Below are 19,348 nucleotides of genomic sequence, written 5' to 3'. Positions count from 1 at the left end.
TGGAGTGGCAAGCAGATACGCCCAAGCATAGGGATAGTGATGTTCCACGGACTGACATATACGCACAATTTTCGGACAACAATCTTGCATGCACGTGTCGTCATACTCGGCGGTGCGTGGGCGCGAACCAAAGGCATGACCGAAAGCGCCGCGTTTATGTCCTGCATCGGGACGGATTCGGCAATACGCTTGGCGGGGTACTCATCGAGAACGATCCACAATATATCTACCCACCATGACACGTTCTTTCGACATCGACACTCCATATGGCCGAATCTGCGCGCGCGAAACGGGCCCCGAGGGAGGTCTCCCGCTACTGCTGCTGCAGCGGTTCCGCGGCACGATGGATGATTGGGATCCGGCGTTTATCAAAGAACTGTCGGCGGATCGGCGCATCATCTGGTTCGACAGTACGGGAATCGGGCGGTCGGGCGGCATCGTGCCGGACACGATTGCGGGCATGGCGGCGGTAGCATGCGCGGTCATCGCAGCACTGGGTCAAAAGCAGGTGGACGTGTTGGGTTGGTCGCTAGGCGGGGTGGTCGCGCAGCRGTTGGCACTTGAGGCCCCGCATCTGGTGCGACGCCTGATCGTCGCTGGATCCAGTCCCGGTGGAATCACAGATGGGCCGCAACCTCATCCGAGAGTTCCGCAGGTCATGACACGTCCCGTCAATGACATCGAAGATTTCCTGTTTCTATTCTTCTCGAAAAGCGAATTCGGAGTCGATGCGGGCCGCGCCTCGTTGAAGAGAATCGCTGACCAACTGGACCGCGGCCCCGCCGTCACGGCCGAGGCATTCATGGCACAAATCAAGGCCATTTCGACGTGGCAGGGCGTGCTGCACCGGGCCAGCGAACTACGTCTGCCGATGCTCGTTGCCAACGGCGCGTGTGATGTCATGCTACCGGCCTATCGCTCTTTCGTATTGTCACAGCAGGCACCCGATGCAAAGCTAATCCTTTATCCCGATGCTGGCCACGCGTTCCTGTTCCAGGAGGTTGAAGATTTCGTGATGCAGGTAGACCGCTTCCTAGCATAAGTGATGGCCGTCGCGAACCCATGGCGATGCGGCCGCAGCCATAGCAGCGAGCATGAGGGTCATTAGTATCCACCCCGCAGCGAGGACCTGTCAGAAATTTTGTGTTTGGGGCATAACATGTCGCCAAGGAGCATGTCATGCCACGCAAAACCAAGACGAGCCGGGCCGCTGACCGTGAGCTGCCCACCATCCCCGAGGACTTGATCGCCCATTTCGTGAAGGGCCCGATGACTGCCGAGGCGGTCCAGGACGCTTCGATGGCGTTCAAGAAGGCCTTGATCGAACGAGCTTTGGGCGCCGAGCTAGGCCATCATCTGGGCTACTCGCCGGGCGCCGAGCGTCCGGCCGRCACGGCCAACCAGCGCAACGGCAGGAGTGCCAAGACCGTGCTGACCGAAGACGGCCCGTTGCGCGTAGACATCCCACGCGATCGCGACGGCAGCTTCGATCCGATCCTGATTCCCAAGCACGAGCGGCGCTTCACCGGGTTCGATGACAAGATCATCGCCATGTATGCCCGTGGCATGACCGTGCGCGAGATCCAGGCGTTTCTGGCCGAACAATACGGGACCGAGGTCTCACCGGAGTTCATCAGCTCGGTRACCGACGCGGTCATGGACGAGGTCACCGCCTGGCAGGGCCGCCCGCTGGAGGTGATGTACCCGGTGGTGTTCTTCGATGCGCTGCGGGTCAAGATGCGCGAGGACGGCGTGGTGCGCAACAAGGCCGTCTACCTGGCCTTGGGCGTACTGCCAGACGGCACGCGCGACATCCTGGGCCTGTGGATCGAAACCACCGAAGGCGCCAAGTTCTGGATGAAGGTGTTTAATGACCTGAAGACCCGTGGCACGCAGGACATCCTGATTGCGGTGACTGACGGGCTCAAGGGCATGGAGCAGGCCCTGAATGCGGTGTTCCCGGACACGACGCTGCAGACCTGCATCGTGCATCTGATCCGAAACAGCCTGGAGTACGCCAGTTGGAAGGAGCGCCGGGCCGTCGCAGCGGCTCTCAAGCCCGTGTACACCGCGCCCACCGTGGAGGTTGCGCTGGCCGAATTGGCGGCCTTCGAGCAAGGGGAATGGGGCAAGCGGTACGCCCGATCGCCGCGTCCTGGCGTCGCGCCTGGGACCAGGTGATCCCATTCTTTATGTTCCCGCCGGCGATCCGCAAGATCATCTACACGACGGATGAAGTTGACAAGCCCCCGCGGCAATCTCCGCCGTTCATGGCGTCCGTATCGGTGGCCAGGGAGCGCGAACCGCACCCTGCGGTCGCGCTTGCTTCCAGCGCGAGAACAGGCGTTGGTAAGCCTGCTCGGCTTGCTCTCCAACTGCACGCTCCAGATCCCGGACGGACTTCAGATTGTAGGCGGCGGCAGACCCCTTGCGGCTACCGCGGCGCGCAGGAGGCAGGCCTGCCTGCAATTCCAACTCACGGGTCTTTCGCGCTGTCAGCGCTGGGCGATCCCACGCGAAGGATTCGTTACGCGTGAGGACGTGCCAGACGATTATTGCCAGCTTGCGCGCGGTGGCAACAGCCGCGATCTGCTGACCGCGATGATCCCGGATGCGCAAGAAGAAGGCACGAATGGGGCCGGCCGTTTGCGCTGCGGCCCAGGCAGCCTCAACTAGCATGGCACGCGCGTAGGAGCGTCCGCGCTTGCTGATGTGTCCGTGCTTTGCTGGGTGCGAGCCGGATTGGTAGACCGAAGGATTGAGGCCAAAGTAGCTGACCAATTTCTCCGGCGAGSGAAAGCGAGCAATATCGCCGATGGCGGAGAGCAAGCCGATCGCAACGGTGGTGTTGACGCCGGTGATGGTCAGGAGCTTGCGCAGCCTGTCGTCCTGAATAGCGGATTGGGCCAGGATGCGCTCGACCTCCTGCAGATTCTCTGCCAGCCGGTCCAGCTCATGCAACCGCTGGTCGATCCCGATGCGCTCATCCGTGGGTAGCTGCTGCCAGCTCAGCCAGGCCCGCCCTTTCTTGCCAAACAGGTCTGTCGCCGGACACCGCTCGATGAGATGTGCGGCAAGGACGGCGTGAATCTCATTCTTGAGCCGCGTCCGCTGCCGCACGATCTGGGCTCGACGCGACACCTGCCGCCGCATCGCTTGCGTGGTCTCGTCTGGAATCCAAACCTCGGGCAGGAAGCCACTCGCATAGAGTTGCGCGAGGATCGTCGCATCGATCTTATCCGTCTTCACGCGGRCTTCCGCAATCAGACGGACTTGCAGCGGGTTGGCGACGATCACCCTGCCGACATGGCCTCTCAACACATTCGCAATAGCGATCGTATTGCCGGTCGCCTCGAGTACCACGTGGTCGTCGGGCTTTAGCTTGGCGGCAAAGCGCTCCAGCTCATCGCGTCGCAGTCCGACGCGCCCACCGGCGCGCAGCAGGCCATTCTCCAGATAGGCGATCTCAGCTACCGATCGCGATACATCCAGTCCTATCACTCGCATTGGCGTCTCCCATGGGAAACATCGCAAATGGGAGCCGGTGGGACAGCACGACAACTACGGATTCGCGCTCGCAGCGCAACCGGGCGGGTCGCAGGGGCGGCCAACTACTAACACGAGCTCGCGGCTCAACGTATATGAACGGCCTGCCCACCCGAAGTGCTCCCCGGTGCCCCTGTCCCGGATGGTCTAACCATACACCAAGTTACTCGGTGAGGAGGAGGGGCACCGGCTCCTATCATGCCGGTTACCAACGCCATTGAGAGCATCAATGCGCAGTTGCGCAAGATCATCAAGACGCGGGGCCACTTCCCCAGCGACGAGGCGGCGACCAAGCTACTGTGGCTGGCCCTGCGCAACATCACGGGGAAGTGGGGCAGTTCAACGCATGACTGGAAGGCTGCCATGAACCAGTTTGCGATCCACTATGAGGAACGGTTCACCCATCCACATCGTTGAGATAATGCCGGCTCACCGGTCGAAATGATAGTGAGCCTTTAACTGCCCTGCACACAAAAAAACTGACAGGTCCCGCAGCGACAAAGAATCTCATCCATCGGTTCACGCTTCTACCCCTACTTTCCGTTTCCTCGCTTTCGCCAACCCTCGGCCTCACGTCCGAAAAAGTCTACCAACGAAACACTATTGCGCTAGCGAACGATTGTTACGCTGAGGCGAAAGCAATGTTTGGCGAATTATCTTCGAACACGGCCTTGTCGTCGTTAGGGTAGAGCTAGTTGTGAAAAATCGACTGCCTCCCGTCCCACGCGCCATGCCGCTGCCTGCATTTATCGGTGAAACGATGTGGAAGCTCGAGACCGCCACCACCGAGGTGGTGGTGGATGTCGCGATGCCGCTGCGCAACAACCCTGGTTCCCAGGAACACGCGTTGGTCGACCAGTTCAACCAGTCCCTCGCCGAGAACCCCATCCCCGTAGCTTAACCTTACTAAAGGAATCCAAATGACTCGTATGTCCACGATCGATATCACGTCCGCCACCGGCCTGACTGCGGAACTGTTCGCCAACATCAAACGCGGCCTAGGGAAGGTTCCGAACGCGTACGCGAGCATTGGTTCGCAATCTCCCGTCGTGCTCCAATCGTTGTTGGCGACAAACGCAGCCTTGAAATCCAGCGGCGAGCTTTCTGCGAAAGAGCTGGAAGCAATCAACCTTGCTATTAGCGAAAACAGCGGTTGCGACTATTGCCTCGCAGCACATACTTTGACCGGCAAAATGGCGGGTTTTACTGCTGAACAGATGCTTGAACTGCGCGCCGGCGGATTGAGCTCTGATGCAAAACTCGACGCGCTCGTAAAGTTCGTACTGACCCTCGTTCGCACAACCGGTACCGTTCCGCAGAGCAGCCTGGATAACGTACGCCGGGCTGGCTATACCGATTCGCAAGTCACTGAATCGATTCTCGCAGTCACTGCGATTCTGACGACCAACATCTTCAATCGCGTCAACGATACGACTCTGGACTTTCCGGCGGTCAAGTAACCATTCGACAGCCGTGTAATCACGCATATCTTGACTTCCCTTCATTTTTTTCGGGAGGTCAAGATCTAGGCTAGCTTCATATATGCGGATCGCACTGAAAACCCTGAATTGCAGCAGCTAGTAGGTCGGGAAGGCGTAGGCCACCACCCCTGCATTCGCGCGCCAGTAACCGCCTTCCATGCCCGGCTGGTCGTGCAGCGCCAGATCGAGCACCGCCTGCGCCGCAGCCAGGTCCATGGATTCGCGTCGATCGTCCTCTGATGGAAGTTGCTGGCGAACGCGTGCTGCGCCGGCCTGCAGGGTCTGGCAACTGATCGAGGTAAGTTGGCGCGCACGCGCAATCTGGGGGCCGGCGCCTTGGCGACTCAATAGCAGCAGCAGCCACCCCAGCACAAAAGCGGCCACAGTGATAGATAGCCACAAGATCAGCAGATCGCGTCGGGCGGATGGTTGCAGCAGCGACAGGTCAGGTTTCCTTTTGATGTGAGACACCGATTGGTCAATCGGTGGGCGATCGGCAATCGGCTGGCAATCGTAACCTTGCCAGAAGGGGCATTGCCGTGCAAGGAACCGCTCGGCTAGACGACCCGCACACCTACGTGTCCTTCTTCAGCGTCATGGAAATAATGAGCAGCTTCTCAGGATGCCGAGAAGCGATGCAGGAGCATCCTCGCCTTGTTCCAGGCTGCGAGATAACCATACTTTCGATGACGATCTGCTGAAGGTGATGAACGCCCGCTCTCTGCCAGTGAACAGACACATCGAAATCGGATCCAGTATGTCGGTAAAGGGTCGGTCAGAGACGGCCGCGGCTTCGCGCAGGGCATCCGACAGAGACCGGCCTGACCCAGCGCCACGACAATCATGATAGTTGCGCCGTTAGAGCGCGCAGTTCCTCGAGAAGCTTGATCGAAGGACCGGGCAGCATGCCGGCCCTTCGACGGAATGCAGTCAGAACTCTCTTGTCGCTGGCGCCCGGTATCTCCAGAGCGTCGATGAGTCCCGCCTTGCGCTCGGCGTCGTACATGGGCTCGGGCATCCAGCCGAGGAAACCTGAACGGCCAATCAAGCTCTTGAGCGCAGTGACGGAGCGTGTCTCGACGACGACGTTGGGCAAGGCCAGGTTCTGTCGCGAAAACACCTTCTTCATATGCTCGAAAGGCGCGGTTCCCTTCGGAAGCATGACCCAACGCTCTTGCAGCGTATCAACGAGCTTGAGATTTGGTTTTTTTCGCAAAGGATGGCGCCGACCAGCAACCACGTAGCTGGTGTCCTCCCAACGGCAATCCTTGACAGCGACGATTTCGTCAGTGTCCTCAATGTCGGCCCCCAGCGCCAGATCGATTTCGTGYGAGACAAGCGCATCAGCAAGGCGATCCCAGACTCCTTCGATGATCTGGACTTGAAGATTTGGCCACTTCTTGCATGTGCTGCCGATTGCCAATGGAAGCACCAGGCAGGCGATGCTGCCGACTGCGCCGACGCGAATCGTTCCTTTTGCCAAGCCCAGCATCGCCTTGATGTCCTCACTCGCATGCTCAGACTCGCGCTGCAAAAGGAGCGCGTGGGGCTGCAACGCCCTGCCCACATCCGTCAACTGCATCCCCTTTGAGTGACGCTCGAACAGAGGTGCGCCAACCTGCTCCTCGAGCCGGCGAATCRTGCGACTAAGAGCCGGCTGCGTCACATTCAAGGCGTCAGCCGCGCGACCAAGGCTTCCGGACGAAACGATGGCGTTGAAGGCGACAAGATATTGGAGATCGAAAGTCATGCCTAACGGTAATGACTTTCTCTCAAAAAAGCAATTTTCATGAGAGTGATGAGCTTTCACACTTGCGCCATCGAGACAAGCGCTGCGACCCGTCCAGCGCACAACAGAAGGAAAGCGCGAAATGACCGGACCCGTACCACTCGCCGTCGTCGAAGCAGCCAAGCAACCCAGCACCGTCACCGTTCGCGACGCCGTCATCGACCTCATGCGTCGTTTCGGCATGACATCCGTGTTCGCGAACCCCGGTTCGACTGAGCTCCCGATGTTTCGCGATTTCCCAAGCGACTTCCGCTACGTGCTGGGTTTGCAGGAGGCTACCGTGGTCGGCATCGCGGATGGCTACGCCCAGGCAACGCGAAATGCTTCCTTCGTGAACTTGCATTCGGCAGCAGGCGTGGGCAATGCGATGGGCAACATCTTTACGGCTCATAGAAATCGCACGCCGATGGTCATCACGGCAGGCCAGCAAGCGCGTTCGATCCTCCCTTTCGACCCATTCCTGTCTTCCGCCCAAGCCACTGAACTCCCCAAGCCCTATGTGAAATGGAGCATCGAGCCTGCGCGCGCTCAAGACGTGCCAAAGGCCATCGCGCGGGCGTACTACATCGCGATGATGCCGCCGCGTGGCCCCGTGCTCGTGTCGGTGCCGGTAGACGACTGGGACCAACCAGCAGAGTTCGTGCCGGCAAGGGTTGTGAGTACGGAACTTCGCCCGCAGCCTGCCGTTCTGGCACAAATCGGCGACGCGCTAGATGCAAGTCATCGACCGGCGATCGTCGTAGGTGCCGCAATCGATCGGGACAACGCGTGGAACGAGGTCGTTGCTCTTGCTGAGGCGCACAACGCCCGCGTGTGGGCAGCGCCGATGTCGGGCCGGTGTAGTTTCCCCGAAGATCATCGGTTGTTCGCTGGCTTCCTGCCCGCAATGCGCGAGCGGATCGTCGAACTGCTCGGTGACCATGACCTGATCCTGGCCATTGGTGCGCCCGCGTTCGCGTATCACGTCGAAGGCGCGGGACCACACATCCCAAGCGGAGCTACGTTGTGCCAGCTAACTGAGGACCCGGATACCGCGGCTTGGACGCCGGTTGGAATGTCGGCTGTCGGCAGCATCCGCCTTGGAGTTCTTGATCTGCTCGCCCGCCCGGCGCCCCAGATTCGAGCCTCGCCGCCGGCCAAGATCAGCGCGCCAAAGGCAGAGCCTTCGCCGTTGATGTCGGTTGCCTATGTCCTTCAGACGTTGGCGGAAGTAAAAGCGCCCGAGGACATCGTGGTCGAGGAAGCACCGAGCGCCCGCCCGGTGATGCAAGCCTATCTGCCAATCACCCGCAGCGAAACTTTCTTCACGATGGACAGCGGCGGTCTCGGCTACGGCATGCCGGCAGCAGTGGGCGTAGCGCTCGGCAAACCGGGCAGCCGCGTCATCTGCCTGATGGGCGACGGTTCCAGCATGTACTCGATACAGGCGCTGTGGACCGCAGCGCAACTCAAGCTGCCGATCACTTTCGTGATCCTGAACAACCGTCGGTACGCTGCGCTACAAGATTTCGCGCCCGTGTTCGGGTTCTCCGCAACCGATGTCGTTCAGGGAACGGAACTGCCCGACATCGATTTCCTGTCGCTGGCAAAGGGCATGGGATGCGCCGCCACACTCGTCAGCGATTCCGGCGATTTGCGGACGGTGCTCGACCTTGCCCTGGCCGGCAAGGCGCCAAACGTCGTGGAGGTTCAGGTCGCCTGAACACACCGCCCACTCCCGCTTCCATACAAGACCTTCCGGAGACAAACCAATGAAGATTTCGATGCTGATCAACGGTGAGCAAGTCCAGGCCCGCAATGGCGCCACCTTCGAGCGGCGCAATCCGCTTGACGGCAGCGTTGCGACGGTCGCGCCCGCGGCCACCGAGGAAGACGCGGTCGCGGCCGTCGACGCTGCCGCCGCGGCCTTCAAGACCTGGTCGCACACGGGCCCAACCGAGCGTAGAACGATGCTGACGAGGGCCGCACAAGCGCTCGAAGCGAAAGCCGAGGCATTCGCGGCTGCAATAGCGTCCGAGACCGGCGCGTCGGCGATCTGGGCAGGCTTCAACGTTCACCTTGCGGCCGGTATGCTTCTCGAGGCCGCATCGCTGACCACGCAGATCGGCGGCGAGATCATTCCTTCCGACGTGCCGGGCAACCTCGCCATGGGTGTACGACAGCCTGCGGGAGTCGTTTTGGGCATCGCTCCCTGGAACGCGCCCGTGATCCTGGCTGTACGGGCCATCGCGACGCCACTGGCTTGTGGCAATACGGTGGTGCTCAAAGGCAGCGAGATCTGTCCGGCGACACACGGCCTCATCATCGAGGCGCTGCAAGAGGCCGGGCTACCCAAGGGCGTGGTGAACTTTGTCACCAATGCGCCGGCCGACGCGGCTGCTGTAGTGGAGGCCATGATTTCGCACCCGGCTGTGCGACGAGTGAACTTCACGGGATCAACCCACGTGGGCAAGCTCATTGCCGCAACCTGCGCGAAGTACCTGAAGCCCGTGGTTCTCGAACTCGGTGGCAAGGCGCCGCTGGTCGTCCTCGACGACGCCGACGTCGATGCTGCCGTCAACGCGGCCGTGTTCGGTGCGTTCGCCAATTCGGGACAGATCTGCATGTCGACCGAGCGGATCGTCGTCGATTCGGCCATCGCCGATGATTTCGTTGCCAGGTTGAGCGCACGTGCATCGAGTCTTCCGCTCGGTGATCCGCGTCTTGGCCCGGCGGTTCTCGGCTCAGTCGTGGACATGAGCACGGCAAAACGCTGCAACGAACTGATCGATGATGCGCTTATGAAAGGCGCGAAGCTCGTGGCGGGTGGCAAGGCGAACGACACGCTGATGCCCGCGACCCTGCTCGACCACGTAACGCCGGACATGCGCATCTTCCGCGAGGAGGCTTTCGGCCCCGTGAAAGGCATCGTGCGTGTCAGTGGCGTGGAAGAGGCGGTCGCTTGCGCCAACGATAACGAATACGGCCTCGCAGCCGCGGTCTTCGGCCGTGATGTGGCGCGCGCCATCCAGGTAGCGGGACGCATCGAGTCCGGCATTTGCCACGTGAACGGGCCCACGGTGCACGACGAAGCGCAGATGCCATTTGGCGGCGTCAAGGGCAGTGGCATTGGACATTTCGGCGGGAAAGCCGGTGTCGAGGCCTTCACCGATCTGCGATGGGTGACCGTTCAAACGACCCCGCGTCACTACCCCTTCTGAGCGAAACACCGGAATGAAAACACAAGTTGCCATCATCGGTGCCGGCCCGGCCGGGCTTCTGCTGTCCCACATCCTGCACCTGCAAGGCATCGAGTCGATTGTCCTCGAAACCCGCAGCCGCGAAGCCATCGAGGCCACGATCCGCGCCGGCGTGCTTGAGCAGGGCACGATTGATCTCATGAAAGAGATTGGCGTTGGCGCGCGTATGGAGCGCGAGGGCTTTCGGCACGAAGGAACCATCCTGCGCTTCAACGGCATTGACCGCCGCATCGATTTTCCAGAACTCACTGGTGGCAAGGCTGTGATGGTCTATGCACAGCACGAGGTGATCAAGGACTTGGTGGAAGCGCGCCTGGCGACGGGTGGCGACATTCGGTTCGAAGTGACCGATGTCAGCATCCACGACCTCGACTCGACGGCACCGAGCGTGCGATTTCGTCAATGGGGCGGCAATCTGCAGACAATTGAAGCCGACTTCATCGCCGGCTGCGATGGCACGCAAGGGGTTAGTCGCCCATCGATTCCGAAAGGCATGCTTAGCGGGTTTGAGCGGCTCTATCCTTTCGGATGGCTCGGGATCCTGTGCAAGGCACCGCCGTCATCAGACGAACTGATCTACGCCTTAAGCGATAGGGGCTTTGCTCTCGTCAGTACGCGTTCGCCGGATGTGCAACGCATGTACTTGCAGTGCGAGCCGACCGACAAAATTGAAAACTGGTCCGACGACCGTATCTGGAGTGAATTTCGCGAACGCCTGGCAACGCGTGACGGCTGGGCCCCCAAAGAGGGCCAGATATTCAGCAAGACCGTGGTCGGCATGCGCAGTTCCGTGACTGAGCCGATGCAGTACGGCCGCCTGTTCCTGGCGGGAGACGCGGCGCACGTAGTGCCGCCCACGGGTGCCAAGGGTCTGAACCTCGCGGCGGCCGACGTACGAGTGCTCGCAAGGGCCATCGGCAAGTTCTACAAGAACGGCCGTCAGGATCTGCTCGAGCGCTACAGCGAAACCGCACTGCGGCGCATCTGGAAAGCGCAACGCTTCTCGTGGTGGATGACCTCGATGCTGCATCGCTTCCCCAACGCGGACGAGTTCCAGCACAAGGTGCAGGTCGCCGAACTCGACTACGTAACCGGCTCGCGTGCTGCTTTGACAGCGCTGGCCGAGAACTATGTCGGCTTGCCATTCGACGCGCTCGACGACTGAGATTCAGTCCGTCAGACCGCCCGGGAAGAGGCGGAGGCTGTTCGAAAGCTATGTGGTGAGGAATGCCGTTTTCTCGATAAAGCAGTTTTCCGGCAGGCGTACAGGTTGGACACCTCTACTGCTACTACCAGGGCGCGCGGACGCCAGAGCGCTCAATCAGGAGACAAGACATGATCGATCGAACCCCGTCAGCCGTTGGCTCGCAAGCTTTTCCATCGCGCGGCCAATGCCAGCGCATGCTGCCCACGACCTGCAACTTGGGAGTACGCGCATGAGCCCCCAAGCGGTTCCCTTCAAGGGCAATGCCGATATCGGTCGTCTGCTCGACGATGGCGCCTATACGACCATGCAAAAGATTGTGGTCTTCCTGGCAGCCATGTCCATTGTGATGGACGGCTTTGATGGTCAACTCATCGGCTTCGCGATTCCGTTGATGATCAAGGAGTGGAACATCACGCGAAGCGCCTTCGCCCCAGCGGTTGCCGCTGGCCTCATTGGCATGGGGATCGGCAGCGCCTGCGCAGGCCTGTTCGCGGACCGATTCGGACGTCGGATGGCGGTCATCTCCAGCGTCTTTGTCTTCGGCGCAGCGACCTGCGCCATTGGCCTCGCGCCCGATGTCCTGACCGTGGCCGCACTTAGGTTTGTCGCCGGCCTGGGCATTGGTGGCGCACTGCCGAGTTCGACCACGGTCACGGCCGAGTTCACGCCGGCGCGCCGCAGGACGCTCGCAGTCACGGCCACGATTGTGTGCGTGCCGCTCGGCGGCATGCTGGCGGGCCTCTTTGCCGGTGAAATCCTGCCGGCATTCGGCTGGCGCGGACTGTTCTTTATCGGTGGAACTTTTCCAATTGCGCTGGCTATCATTCTTCTGTTCACCTTGCCAGAGACGCCTCGATTCCTGGCACGCCATCCGGCACGCTGGGATGAGTTGGGCAAGCTGCTAGGGCGTATGGGCCATCCGATGGCCGCCAATGCAACGTACACCGACGCCGCGGAACAGGGCGTAGAAGAGCGGGCCGGGTTTGGCGCGCTGTTCTCAGATGGTCTGGCGCGCGACACTCTGGCAACCTGGGCTGCGTTCTTCCTGTGTCTTACCGCCGTCTACGGCGCCTTTAGCTGGCTGCCGACGATGTTGGCATCAGAAGGATTGTCGATGGCCGTCGCTGGCTCGGGGTTGACCGCCTACAATCTCGGAGGCGTTATTGGCGCGTTGGTCTGTGCTGTTGCGATAACGCGATTCGGGTCACGTTGGCCCTTGGTGCTGTGCTGCGCCGGTGCAGCCGCAAGTGCATTCGCGATGCAGACCCTGAATGTCGGGCGCGACACGCACCTGTTGATCTTCGGTTTCGGTGTGCATGGCATGTTCGTCAATGCAGTGCAGTCCACCATGTATGCGCTGTGCGCGTTCATGTACCCCACCAGCGTCAGAGCGACCGGCACCGCGTCCGCGCTGGCCTTCGGACGACTGGGTGCGATCCTCAGTGCATTCGCAGGGGCAGCGGTCATTACGGCCGGTGGTGCCATGGCTTATCTCGCACTACTTGGCTCCGCGATGGTCTTCGCGATGCTCGCGCTCCTTGTCGTCACGCGTCACATCCCGAAGCGTGAGGGGCTGTTAAAGCCGAGTTCCGCGGTGGCAATCACTAGCTGAAATTCTGAGGGAAATCATGAAAATTACCATAGTCGGCGCTGGCGCCATGGGCTCAATGTTTGGCGGCTTGCTCGCTGAGTGCGGCAATGACGTCACTCTGATCGATATCAACGATGCACACATCAGCGCAATCCAATCGGATGGCTTGCGATTGGTCACGGACAACAGCGATCGGCGTGTGAAGACGCTCAAGATTTGCCGACCTGGGGAAGCTCAGGAACTACCCGAGTTGCTGGTGATCTTTACCAAGACCCTGCACACTGGCGCCGCGCTCCAAGGCGTCAAGCACCTGATTGGTCCGGATGTCCATGTGCTGTCCCTGCAGAACGGGTTAGGCAACGTTGAGAAGATCAGCGAGTTCGTCTCGCCAGAGCGCATCCTCATCGGCGTGACCACCTGGCCGGCCGACATGGTTGCGCCTGGCCACGTGCACTCACATGGCAAGGGTATCGTTAGACTCATGGCCGCTGACGGCAACGTCCGATCGATCGTCTCCGTGGTCTCCGAGACGCTCTCGGCCGCCGGTCTCCAGTGCAGTTCGGAAGCCACCGTATGGGCTGCGATTTGGGAGAAGGTCGCGTTCAACGCCGCGCTCAACAGCATCTGCGCCGTAACTGGGTGCACAGTCGATCAGCTCGGTACTACGCCTGAAGGTAGCCGCCTCGCAGAGCTAGTCGTCGTTGAAGTGCTGTCGGTCGCACAGAGGCTCGGTATCGAAGTGAATCCAGCCAAGTGCAAAGCCAATGTCGCAGGCGCCATTGCTCAGCACAAGGGGCACAAGCCATCGATGTTGCAGGACGTTCAGGCCGGGCGCCGCACCGAGATCGAAGCGATTAATGGAGCAGCGGTCGCCACGGCCGATAGCTTAAACATGAAGCTGCCCACAACCGAAACGCTGCTGTCGCTCGTGCGCCTCGTCGAGGCGCGGGCAATTGCCTGTCATCAGCCGTCTCTCTCATAAACACATCAGGATGTAACCCCATCAAGCGTTTGAATGGGAGGCCCCGTATAAAGACACAATAGCCTGCGTCTTGATAGAACGAGGCCTGTCGCCGTCGATGGCGGACATCAGCGGTCAGATACAGATCGCCCGATAAGCGGGCAGCCGCATTTCCCGGTCCCTCCAGCTCGTGTCGAACGGATATTTGACCGAGACTTTATAGCCCTTGTCAGCAGTCGACTTCACGGCCATCGTGAGCTGCCAGTACGCCGGCGACACGAAATGCCAGCAAATGCTAGGCAAGCAACAGCAAGGCATCAACGAGCGAGAGCACCGTTGTGCGCGAATCGAACGCCGTTGAAAAAAGATGATCGTGCACGACCTGATCTGGGTCGTAGCAGCAATCCTTGACCGTGAACAAACGGAAGTCTGCATCGCTCGCGTACGCGACCGACGACAGCACCACACCGGTCGACGCAATGCCCACCATGAGCAGGGTATCGATACCCTGCGCGGAAAGCCGCACCTGCAGGTCGGTACCAAAGAACACGCTGGCACGATGCGCGATGATGAGCGGTTCGGTGGCCTGTTGGCCGAGTTCCGGCGAGATCTGGTCGTCGACGAAAAGACCAAGTTGCTTGATTCCCTGCCCGTTCCTGTTCAACGGACTGACTTCCGGATAGCCTGGACGAAAGTGGATCTTGGCGAAATAGACGCTGACGCCCTTGGCCCTCGCAGCGTCACACAGCTTGCGTGTATTGGAAAGCAAAGTGGGCGCGACCGATGGAAATAACGCCAGGATGTCGGTCTGATAATGCATGACCACCAGAGCGGTTTGCGCTGGAACAATTGCCGGAATCTGCATGGTCACACTGCGCGCATCAGCGGCGCTTTCCATGCCCTGTTGATGGTCTGCTGAATCGACCGGACCACGTTCAACGGGTGACGACATAAGGCTACGCGATAAAAAATGATGATCGACTCTACCACGACCAATGGGTTGTCCGTTCTGGGTCGGCAGCCACCGATGACCGCCGTCGGTCCTCGAACGGTGAGCCGACGGCGGAGTTCGGCCATAAGCAGCCATCAAGCCAGGGACTTGAAGATTGCTGCCGCGTCCAACAAGGCTGCACGACTCAAGGCCACCTGCGGTTCGTCTATCTCGGCCCTGCCCAGGGCACGCTCCGCTTCCCTGAAACTACGCAAACCTACGCATAGCCTCAGGCGTGCGGGAATCACTCCCGGGCGGCGATGCGACGCCGGACTTGTCACAGCAACGCCCGAGGACGCGTGACCTACGCCCCTCGGTGTCTTGAGACAGCAACGTCCGAATCCCCCCAGGCATGCTAGCGGGGGATTTTTCGTCTCGCGTTCTCGGCGCGCTGGGTCCGCGCTCGGCGCCGGCAGGATTGGCGGCCAGCGGCCCGATCTCAACGGAAGAAACCGGGCGATAACTAAAAAATCCTGGTCACCCCTGCGTGTCTGCACAAAAACCACACGCGATGCAAGATTTGAGCGGCTAAAAGTGTCTAATAGGTTTATTAATGGGCTTTACCTTGGGCGAGACTGAAGGACCGCTTAGGGGTCGGGCAGGGCCGGTCGCTGTGGCCATCTGCATGGCCAGAACCTGGCCATAGAGTTACGCATCCCACCTCGCGAGTGGCCTCGATCTTGCGGCCCAATTACACGGCGCACTGAACTGGGATGAATTGGTCTGCCACGCGAGCGATTTGATGGCGCTCGCCGGGTAAGAGCCCAAACGGCCGCGCCTGGCAGCCGGCGTCACGATCACGTTCAGGACAGAAGTCACCGATCGCGATAGCCAAGAACAAAGCAGCCGACCTATCGGTCGGCTGCTTTCTTGAGAAGCCGCTGAAGGCTTGCGGAAGGTTTGGCTCGAACGACTACCCTTCCGCCCGCCTCGCTGACGCCGCCTTACTGCTTCGTGGCGGTGGGGGTCGTCACGACCTTCTCAGCCRCGACGGGGGTGGCCTTCGCTTCGGCCGGAGCAGCAGCCTTCGCCGTGCTCACCTTGGTGGCCTTGGCGTGCGCGGTGGCGTGCTTATGGGTAGCGGTCTTGGCGGAAGCCTTCGCAGCGGGAGCCGGAGTGGCTTGCGCAACCGCAGCGGCCGGTGCCGGGGCAGCAGCGGGAGCCGGGGCAACGCCTTGGGCGAAAGCGGCGCCGGTGATGGCGAGGGAGGCGACAGCGGCGAACAGCTTCTTCATGATGAATCCTTCTTTGAGGTTAGAGGCACAGCAAGTTGCCGTGCTTACCCGTGAAAACGATCCACGTTGATTTGGCGTTGACGATGAGGTTGTGACAAACCGTAAGCGATGTTTCTGCAGAACCCATCGCCGTTATGTCTGCCTCGACCCGAGAATTCACCAAAGGGGGGGCTGCTGCGCATCTGCAACGCCTTGGTGAACGCACTTCGGCTCCGTCTAGGTGATACGGGCAGCTAGAGCCTCGTCTGCTTGGCGCATCGGTAAGGATCGTGGCATAGAGCAGCCGGCCATCCGCACATCGATAGCCGGCGATCCGGGAAACGAATGCCGGGGAGCCTGCTGAGTAGGCCAGCACCTCCTCTTTCAGCGCCGTCGTATCCGTGTGTGGGGGATTCGCTCTCCAGAATCGTCCCGCAGCGATACTACCTGGCGAGCATGGCCCGAGGTCGGGGAAACACAGCGCCCTCCCTACCACGCGTGGGAACAGTGTCATGGGCGTCGATCCGAACCGCTTCTCCAAGGAAATGGGCACAGGTATCGCTCGCACCGACGGCATTGCTACATTCCAGGAGGATCACCAGACTCGCGCATGCCTGTCTAGCCCATCCGAAGATCGCCATGTGTCATCGGTCCGAAAGCGCTGAAACGTGCAATCTACCAACGAACCATCCTCAGTCCGCTTACGCCGAAGTGGGATGTCAGAGCCGTACAACAAACGGGGACCAATCAATTCTCGACCATTGGGTGATGGTGTCGAAGGTGGCTTCGTCACGAAGCTTCCGGCCTTACGACAGCGCGGTGTCGAATGAACGGTTGAGTCCGCAGTCGGGTATGGAAGCTCACTGCGCGGGCGGCCGGYGGGCCCCAGGTGAGCGACCTTCGAGTTCCGAGATCGGCCAGGAAGAGACTTTCGTCTGACGCTCCGCATGGACATTTATGCGGCAGTTCCACTCAAGCAAACAGTCATTCAATCGCCGGCTGCCGACGTCACTTGATCGGCCAACGCGGTCTTCCAATGCGGAGCCGGCAATCGTTGCTTCGCTGGTGTAGCTCTCAATAGGCTCTTGTGAACCCGCCGTCATGCAGCAAGTTCACACCAGTCATGTGGCCGGAGATGGGAGATAGCAGAACTTCGACCGGCCAGAGCCATCTCGTCAGGGCTTACTTACTTCCGCCAGGGAATGTTCGAAGTCTGCGCGCGGGTGGGTCGGTTGAGCCCGCGATGGCGCGCTCGCCGGGACGGCCTGAGCCTGGCTAACGCCAGGCGCTGCCAACCTGAATGTAGAAGGCGTTCTGGTCCCTGCTGTGGGCCACGTCGATCCCGACCGCCACGCCCAGCTTGCGGGCGACCAGGTACCGGAAGCCGGCGCCGACGCTGACCACGTTCTGCGCCTCGTCGAAGCTGTGCCAGTGGCCGTATGCCTTGCCCACCCCGCTGAAGCCCAGCACGCTCCAGCGCGGGGTGACGTTCCAGCGCAGTTCGGCCTCCGCCACCAGCGCGTTGCGGTCCTGGTAGCGGCCCTTCTGCACGCCGCGCAGATCGACATAGGGCTGTGCGTAGAACGGCGTCTGGCCGCTCGACATACGGCCGTCACCCCTCAGGCCAAGCACGAACGTGTTGCCAATGGGCATCCAGTGGTAGCCGCGCAGGTTGTACAGGTCGAAGCTGTTCGAGCTGCCCAGGCCGGGCCGGGCGAACTGGAGCTCAAGTTCGGCGTAGGTGCCGCGACGCGGGTAGAAGATGTTGTCGCGCGAGTCGTAATCCACCACCAGCGCGCCCATGCCGATGCGCTGGCCCCGCGAAATGTCGCCCAGTTCGGGCGCGCTGCTGCCGTGCCTGAACGTGGTGGTGGCATCGAAGTAGGCGTAGCGCGGGCCGACATACCAGCGGCTGTTGCCGAGACGGGCCAGGAACTGCTGGACGGTTCCCGCGCCGCTCAGTTCGTAGGCGCGCGGCTGATTGAGCACGCCGAAATAGTCCAGTCGCGCGTCGACCTTGGCGAGGCCGCCGAGGTAGCGGTAGCGGTCGCCATCCCAGGTATGGAAATGCCCGAGGAAGGCGCCCCACGTGCCATTCTCGGTATAGAGGCCCCCGGCAAAGGTGATGTTGGGCGGCGCCGGCCCGCTCTCGCCGGATCGCGCCTGCGCAACCGACTCCGAGAAAAACAGCAGCCCGAATCCGGCCCCGTAGCCGACGGCCGGCTCCGTAATGACGATCGGCACGGGCAGCGCGCCCTTGTGGTTGAGCAGGTAGTCGCTGGCGTCGAACTGGCCATCCTCCGGATCGATGAACGACAGCGGCGCGGATGCCGCGCCGGTGGCGGCGCACAATGCGGCCACGGTGCACAGGCCGCGCAGGCGAAAGGCAGTTCGACGATACACGGCGGATGTGTGCCGGGGCCATGAGCGATCGGCCCGTAGTTGATCTTTAAGCCTATGCGGCAGAGTAGCCCAAGCGGCCCGCCAGCGCCAGCACTGGGTCTGCGTCATCTCGAACAGAGGATGGCCGAGCGTGGCATCTTGGTCGATCATTCGACCGTCCAGGTCTGCGTCGGCCGAATTGGCGACGCTTTCCATGCCGACATCAAGGGACGTTGTACCTTGGAAACGGCCATTGATGTGCCCCCGTGACGACCGACAGGTATGGGATCGGTAAGAGCCGACCGGCTCACGACTGGTGGAGATCGCTTGCCTGCCAGAAGCGGGCGGTGTTCGCTTGCGAAAGCAGGCACTCAGCATTCACAGTAGCCTGCGCCGGAGCGCAGCACCGGGTCACCAACAGCGTAGCTGCGAACCCTTCGACGATCCAGCCTAGCCCCCAGAGCACCAAGGAAATTGATCGGAACGCAACGGGATTCCAGATGGTCAGAAGGCGCGCCTGCCTTCCCTGCTGGTAGGGAAGTTGCCCGCCGGCGTGCGCTGGAGATACAGGGTATGGCCAGTAATGGTGTCCCCGGTTGAGTAGAACTGAAGCGGCTTGTCTCCGACCTGCACCTGCGTGGAAGGGCCGAAGAGATCGTCAAGCCCGTACCAGGCTTCACCCCCCGCCATCTTGACCCGATATACACCGAAGGGAACCTTGATACTGGACACCGTCCCTCCGCGTACAAATGTCACCAGAACCGGCCGCTGGGTGTTCCATTCCTCAAGCTTAACGATGTTCAGGCTGCTGCTGGCCATTGCGTCGACGGTAAATCCTGCGGCCTGACCTTCCGGCAGTTGCTGGAATGTCAGCACGGTGCCATTGTCGGGAAACGGCTGGGCGGGGGCAGACGGAGTCGGCGGCGTTGCAGGCTGGGCAGGCATTG

At 61.0% G+C, this 19,348-nt stretch carries 15 protein-coding genes and 2 pseudogenes; 10 read left to right on the top strand and 7 right to left on the bottom strand.

Annotation, left to right across the window (positions count from 1 at the left end; all coding sequences use genetic code 11):
- The first annotated feature begins 235 nt into the window (after positions 1 to 235).
- The gene (locus AC1DO7_RS07990; protein ID WP_477115974.1) at positions 236 to 1,042 is read left to right on the top strand and encodes an alpha/beta fold hydrolase; all 807 of its coding nucleotides are present in this window, start codon (positions 236 to 238) and stop codon (positions 1,040 to 1,042) included.
- Positions 1,043 to 1,179: 137 nt separating this feature from the next.
- Positions 1,180 to 2,243, top strand: a pseudogene (locus tag AC1DO7_RS07985) (IS256 family transposase); the annotation flags it as partial.
- Positions 2,244 to 2,268: 25 nt separating this feature from the next.
- Here AC1DO7_RS07985 and AC1DO7_RS07980 read toward each other — a convergent pair.
- Complete coding sequence (locus tag AC1DO7_RS07980; protein WP_477115973.1) at positions 2,269 to 3,507, bottom strand: IS110 family RNA-guided transposase; 1,239 nt, start codon at positions 3,505 to 3,507, stop codon at positions 2,269 to 2,271.
- A gap of 234 nt (positions 3,508 to 3,741) precedes the next feature.
- Here AC1DO7_RS07980 and AC1DO7_RS07975 point away from each other — a divergent pair.
- The 3 genes and pseudogenes from AC1DO7_RS07975 to AC1DO7_RS07965 form a co-directional block, all read left to right on the top strand.
- A pseudogene (locus tag AC1DO7_RS07975) lies at positions 3,742 to 3,963 on the top strand (transposase); the annotation flags it as partial.
- 280 nt (positions 3,964 to 4,243) lie between these two features.
- Positions 4,244 to 4,447, top strand: coding sequence for a hypothetical protein (locus AC1DO7_RS07970; RefSeq protein ID WP_441614146.1), 204 nt, complete (start codon positions 4,244 to 4,246; stop codon positions 4,445 to 4,447).
- Positions 4,448 to 4,466: 19 nt separating this feature from the next.
- A complete protein-coding gene (locus AC1DO7_RS07965) occupies positions 4,467 to 5,006 on the top strand; it encodes a carboxymuconolactone decarboxylase family protein (protein WP_441614147.1) in 540 nt (179 codons plus the stop codon).
- Positions 5,007 to 5,123: 117 nt separating this feature from the next.
- Here the strand turns inward: AC1DO7_RS07965 and AC1DO7_RS07960 are convergent, their stop codons facing one another.
- Together AC1DO7_RS07960 and AC1DO7_RS07955 are read right to left on the bottom strand one after the other, a co-directional pair.
- On the bottom strand, positions 5,124 to 5,498 hold the full coding sequence (locus tag AC1DO7_RS07960) for a hypothetical protein (protein ID WP_441614148.1): 375 nt from the start codon (positions 5,496 to 5,498) through the stop codon (positions 5,124 to 5,126).
- 370 nt (positions 5,499 to 5,868) lie between these two features.
- A complete protein-coding gene (locus tag AC1DO7_RS07955; RefSeq protein WP_477115972.1) occupies positions 5,869 to 6,777 on the bottom strand; it encodes a LysR family transcriptional regulator in 909 nt (302 codons plus the stop codon).
- 121 nt (positions 6,778 to 6,898) lie between these two features.
- Here AC1DO7_RS07955 and mdlC point away from each other — a divergent pair, with 121 nt between their 5' ends.
- From mdlC to AC1DO7_RS07930, 5 genes are all read left to right on the top strand, one after another.
- On the top strand, positions 6,899 to 8,518 hold the full coding sequence (mdlC, locus tag AC1DO7_RS07950; RefSeq protein WP_441614150.1) for a benzoylformate decarboxylase: 1,620 nt from the start codon (positions 6,899 to 6,901) through the stop codon (positions 8,516 to 8,518).
- A gap of 49 nt (positions 8,519 to 8,567) precedes the next feature.
- Positions 8,568 to 10,016, top strand: coding sequence for an aldehyde dehydrogenase (locus AC1DO7_RS07945; protein WP_441614151.1), 1,449 nt, complete (start codon positions 8,568 to 8,570; stop codon positions 10,014 to 10,016).
- A gap of 13 nt (positions 10,017 to 10,029) precedes the next feature.
- Positions 10,030 to 11,220 carry a 4-hydroxybenzoate 3-monooxygenase gene (gene pobA / locus AC1DO7_RS07940; RefSeq protein WP_441614152.1) on the top strand — a complete coding sequence of 397 codons (1,191 nt, stop codon included), beginning with the start codon at positions 10,030 to 10,032 and terminating at the stop codon, positions 11,218 to 11,220.
- A gap of 271 nt (positions 11,221 to 11,491) precedes the next feature.
- Positions 11,492 to 12,874, top strand: coding sequence for an MFS transporter (locus AC1DO7_RS07935; protein WP_441614153.1), 1,383 nt, complete (start codon positions 11,492 to 11,494; stop codon positions 12,872 to 12,874).
- Positions 12,875 to 12,890: 16 nt separating this feature from the next.
- Positions 12,891 to 13,835, top strand: a complete 945-nt coding sequence (locus tag AC1DO7_RS07930; RefSeq protein ID WP_441614154.1) for a ketopantoate reductase family protein — start codon at positions 12,891 to 12,893, stop codon at positions 13,833 to 13,835.
- 274 nt (positions 13,836 to 14,109) lie between these two features.
- Here AC1DO7_RS07930 and AC1DO7_RS07925 read toward each other — a convergent pair whose 3' ends face one another.
- From AC1DO7_RS07925 to AC1DO7_RS07910, 4 genes are all read right to left on the bottom strand, one after another.
- Positions 14,110 to 14,712, bottom strand: coding sequence for a cysteine hydrolase family protein (locus tag AC1DO7_RS07925; RefSeq protein WP_441614155.1), 603 nt, complete (start codon positions 14,710 to 14,712; stop codon positions 14,110 to 14,112).
- A gap of 1,037 nt (positions 14,713 to 15,749) precedes the next feature.
- Positions 15,750 to 16,040 carry a hypothetical protein gene (locus AC1DO7_RS07920; protein WP_477115971.1) on the bottom strand — a complete coding sequence of 97 codons (291 nt, stop codon included), beginning with the start codon at positions 16,038 to 16,040 and terminating at the stop codon, positions 15,750 to 15,752.
- Between the two features lie 1,254 nt (positions 16,041 to 17,294).
- A complete protein-coding gene (locus tag AC1DO7_RS07915) occupies positions 17,295 to 18,398 on the bottom strand; it encodes a BamA/TamA family outer membrane protein (protein ID WP_441614354.1) in 1,104 nt (367 codons plus the stop codon).
- Positions 18,399 to 18,905: 507 nt separating this feature from the next.
- Positions 18,906 to 19,348: hypothetical protein (locus tag AC1DO7_RS07910; protein ID WP_477115970.1), on the bottom strand; the 443-nt coding region annotated here is incomplete at its 5' end.

It is taken from the genome of Cupriavidus sp. 05N40 (genome assembly GCF_056397305.1).
The sequence above is the reverse complement of the archived record's forward strand: the minus strand, read 5'-3'. Positions and strand labels throughout refer to the sequence as shown.

Excerpts from the sequence above, each read along its gene's own strand:
- AC1DO7_RS07965 (WP_441614147.1), top strand. The coding sequence starts at position 4,467 with ATGACTCGTATGTCCACGATCGATATCACGTCCGCCACCGGCCTGACT.
- mdlC (WP_441614150.1), top strand. The coding sequence starts at position 6,899 with ATGACCGGACCCGTACCACTCGCCGTCGTCGAAGCAGCCAAGCAACCC.
- AC1DO7_RS07945 (WP_441614151.1), top strand. The coding sequence starts at position 8,568 with ATGAAGATTTCGATGCTGATCAACGGTGAGCAAGTCCAGGCCCGCAAT.
- pobA (WP_441614152.1), top strand. The coding sequence starts at position 10,030 with ATGAAAACACAAGTTGCCATCATCGGTGCCGGCCCGGCCGGGCTTCTG.
- AC1DO7_RS07935 (WP_441614153.1), top strand. The coding sequence starts at position 11,492 with ATGAGCCCCCAAGCGGTTCCCTTCAAGGGCAATGCCGATATCGGTCGT.
- AC1DO7_RS07930 (WP_441614154.1), top strand. The coding sequence starts at position 12,891 with ATGAAAATTACCATAGTCGGCGCTGGCGCCATGGGCTCAATGTTTGGC.
- AC1DO7_RS07925 (WP_441614155.1), bottom strand. The coding sequence starts at position 14,712 with ATGGAAAGCGCCGCTGATGCGCGCAGTGTGACCATGCAGATTCCGGCA.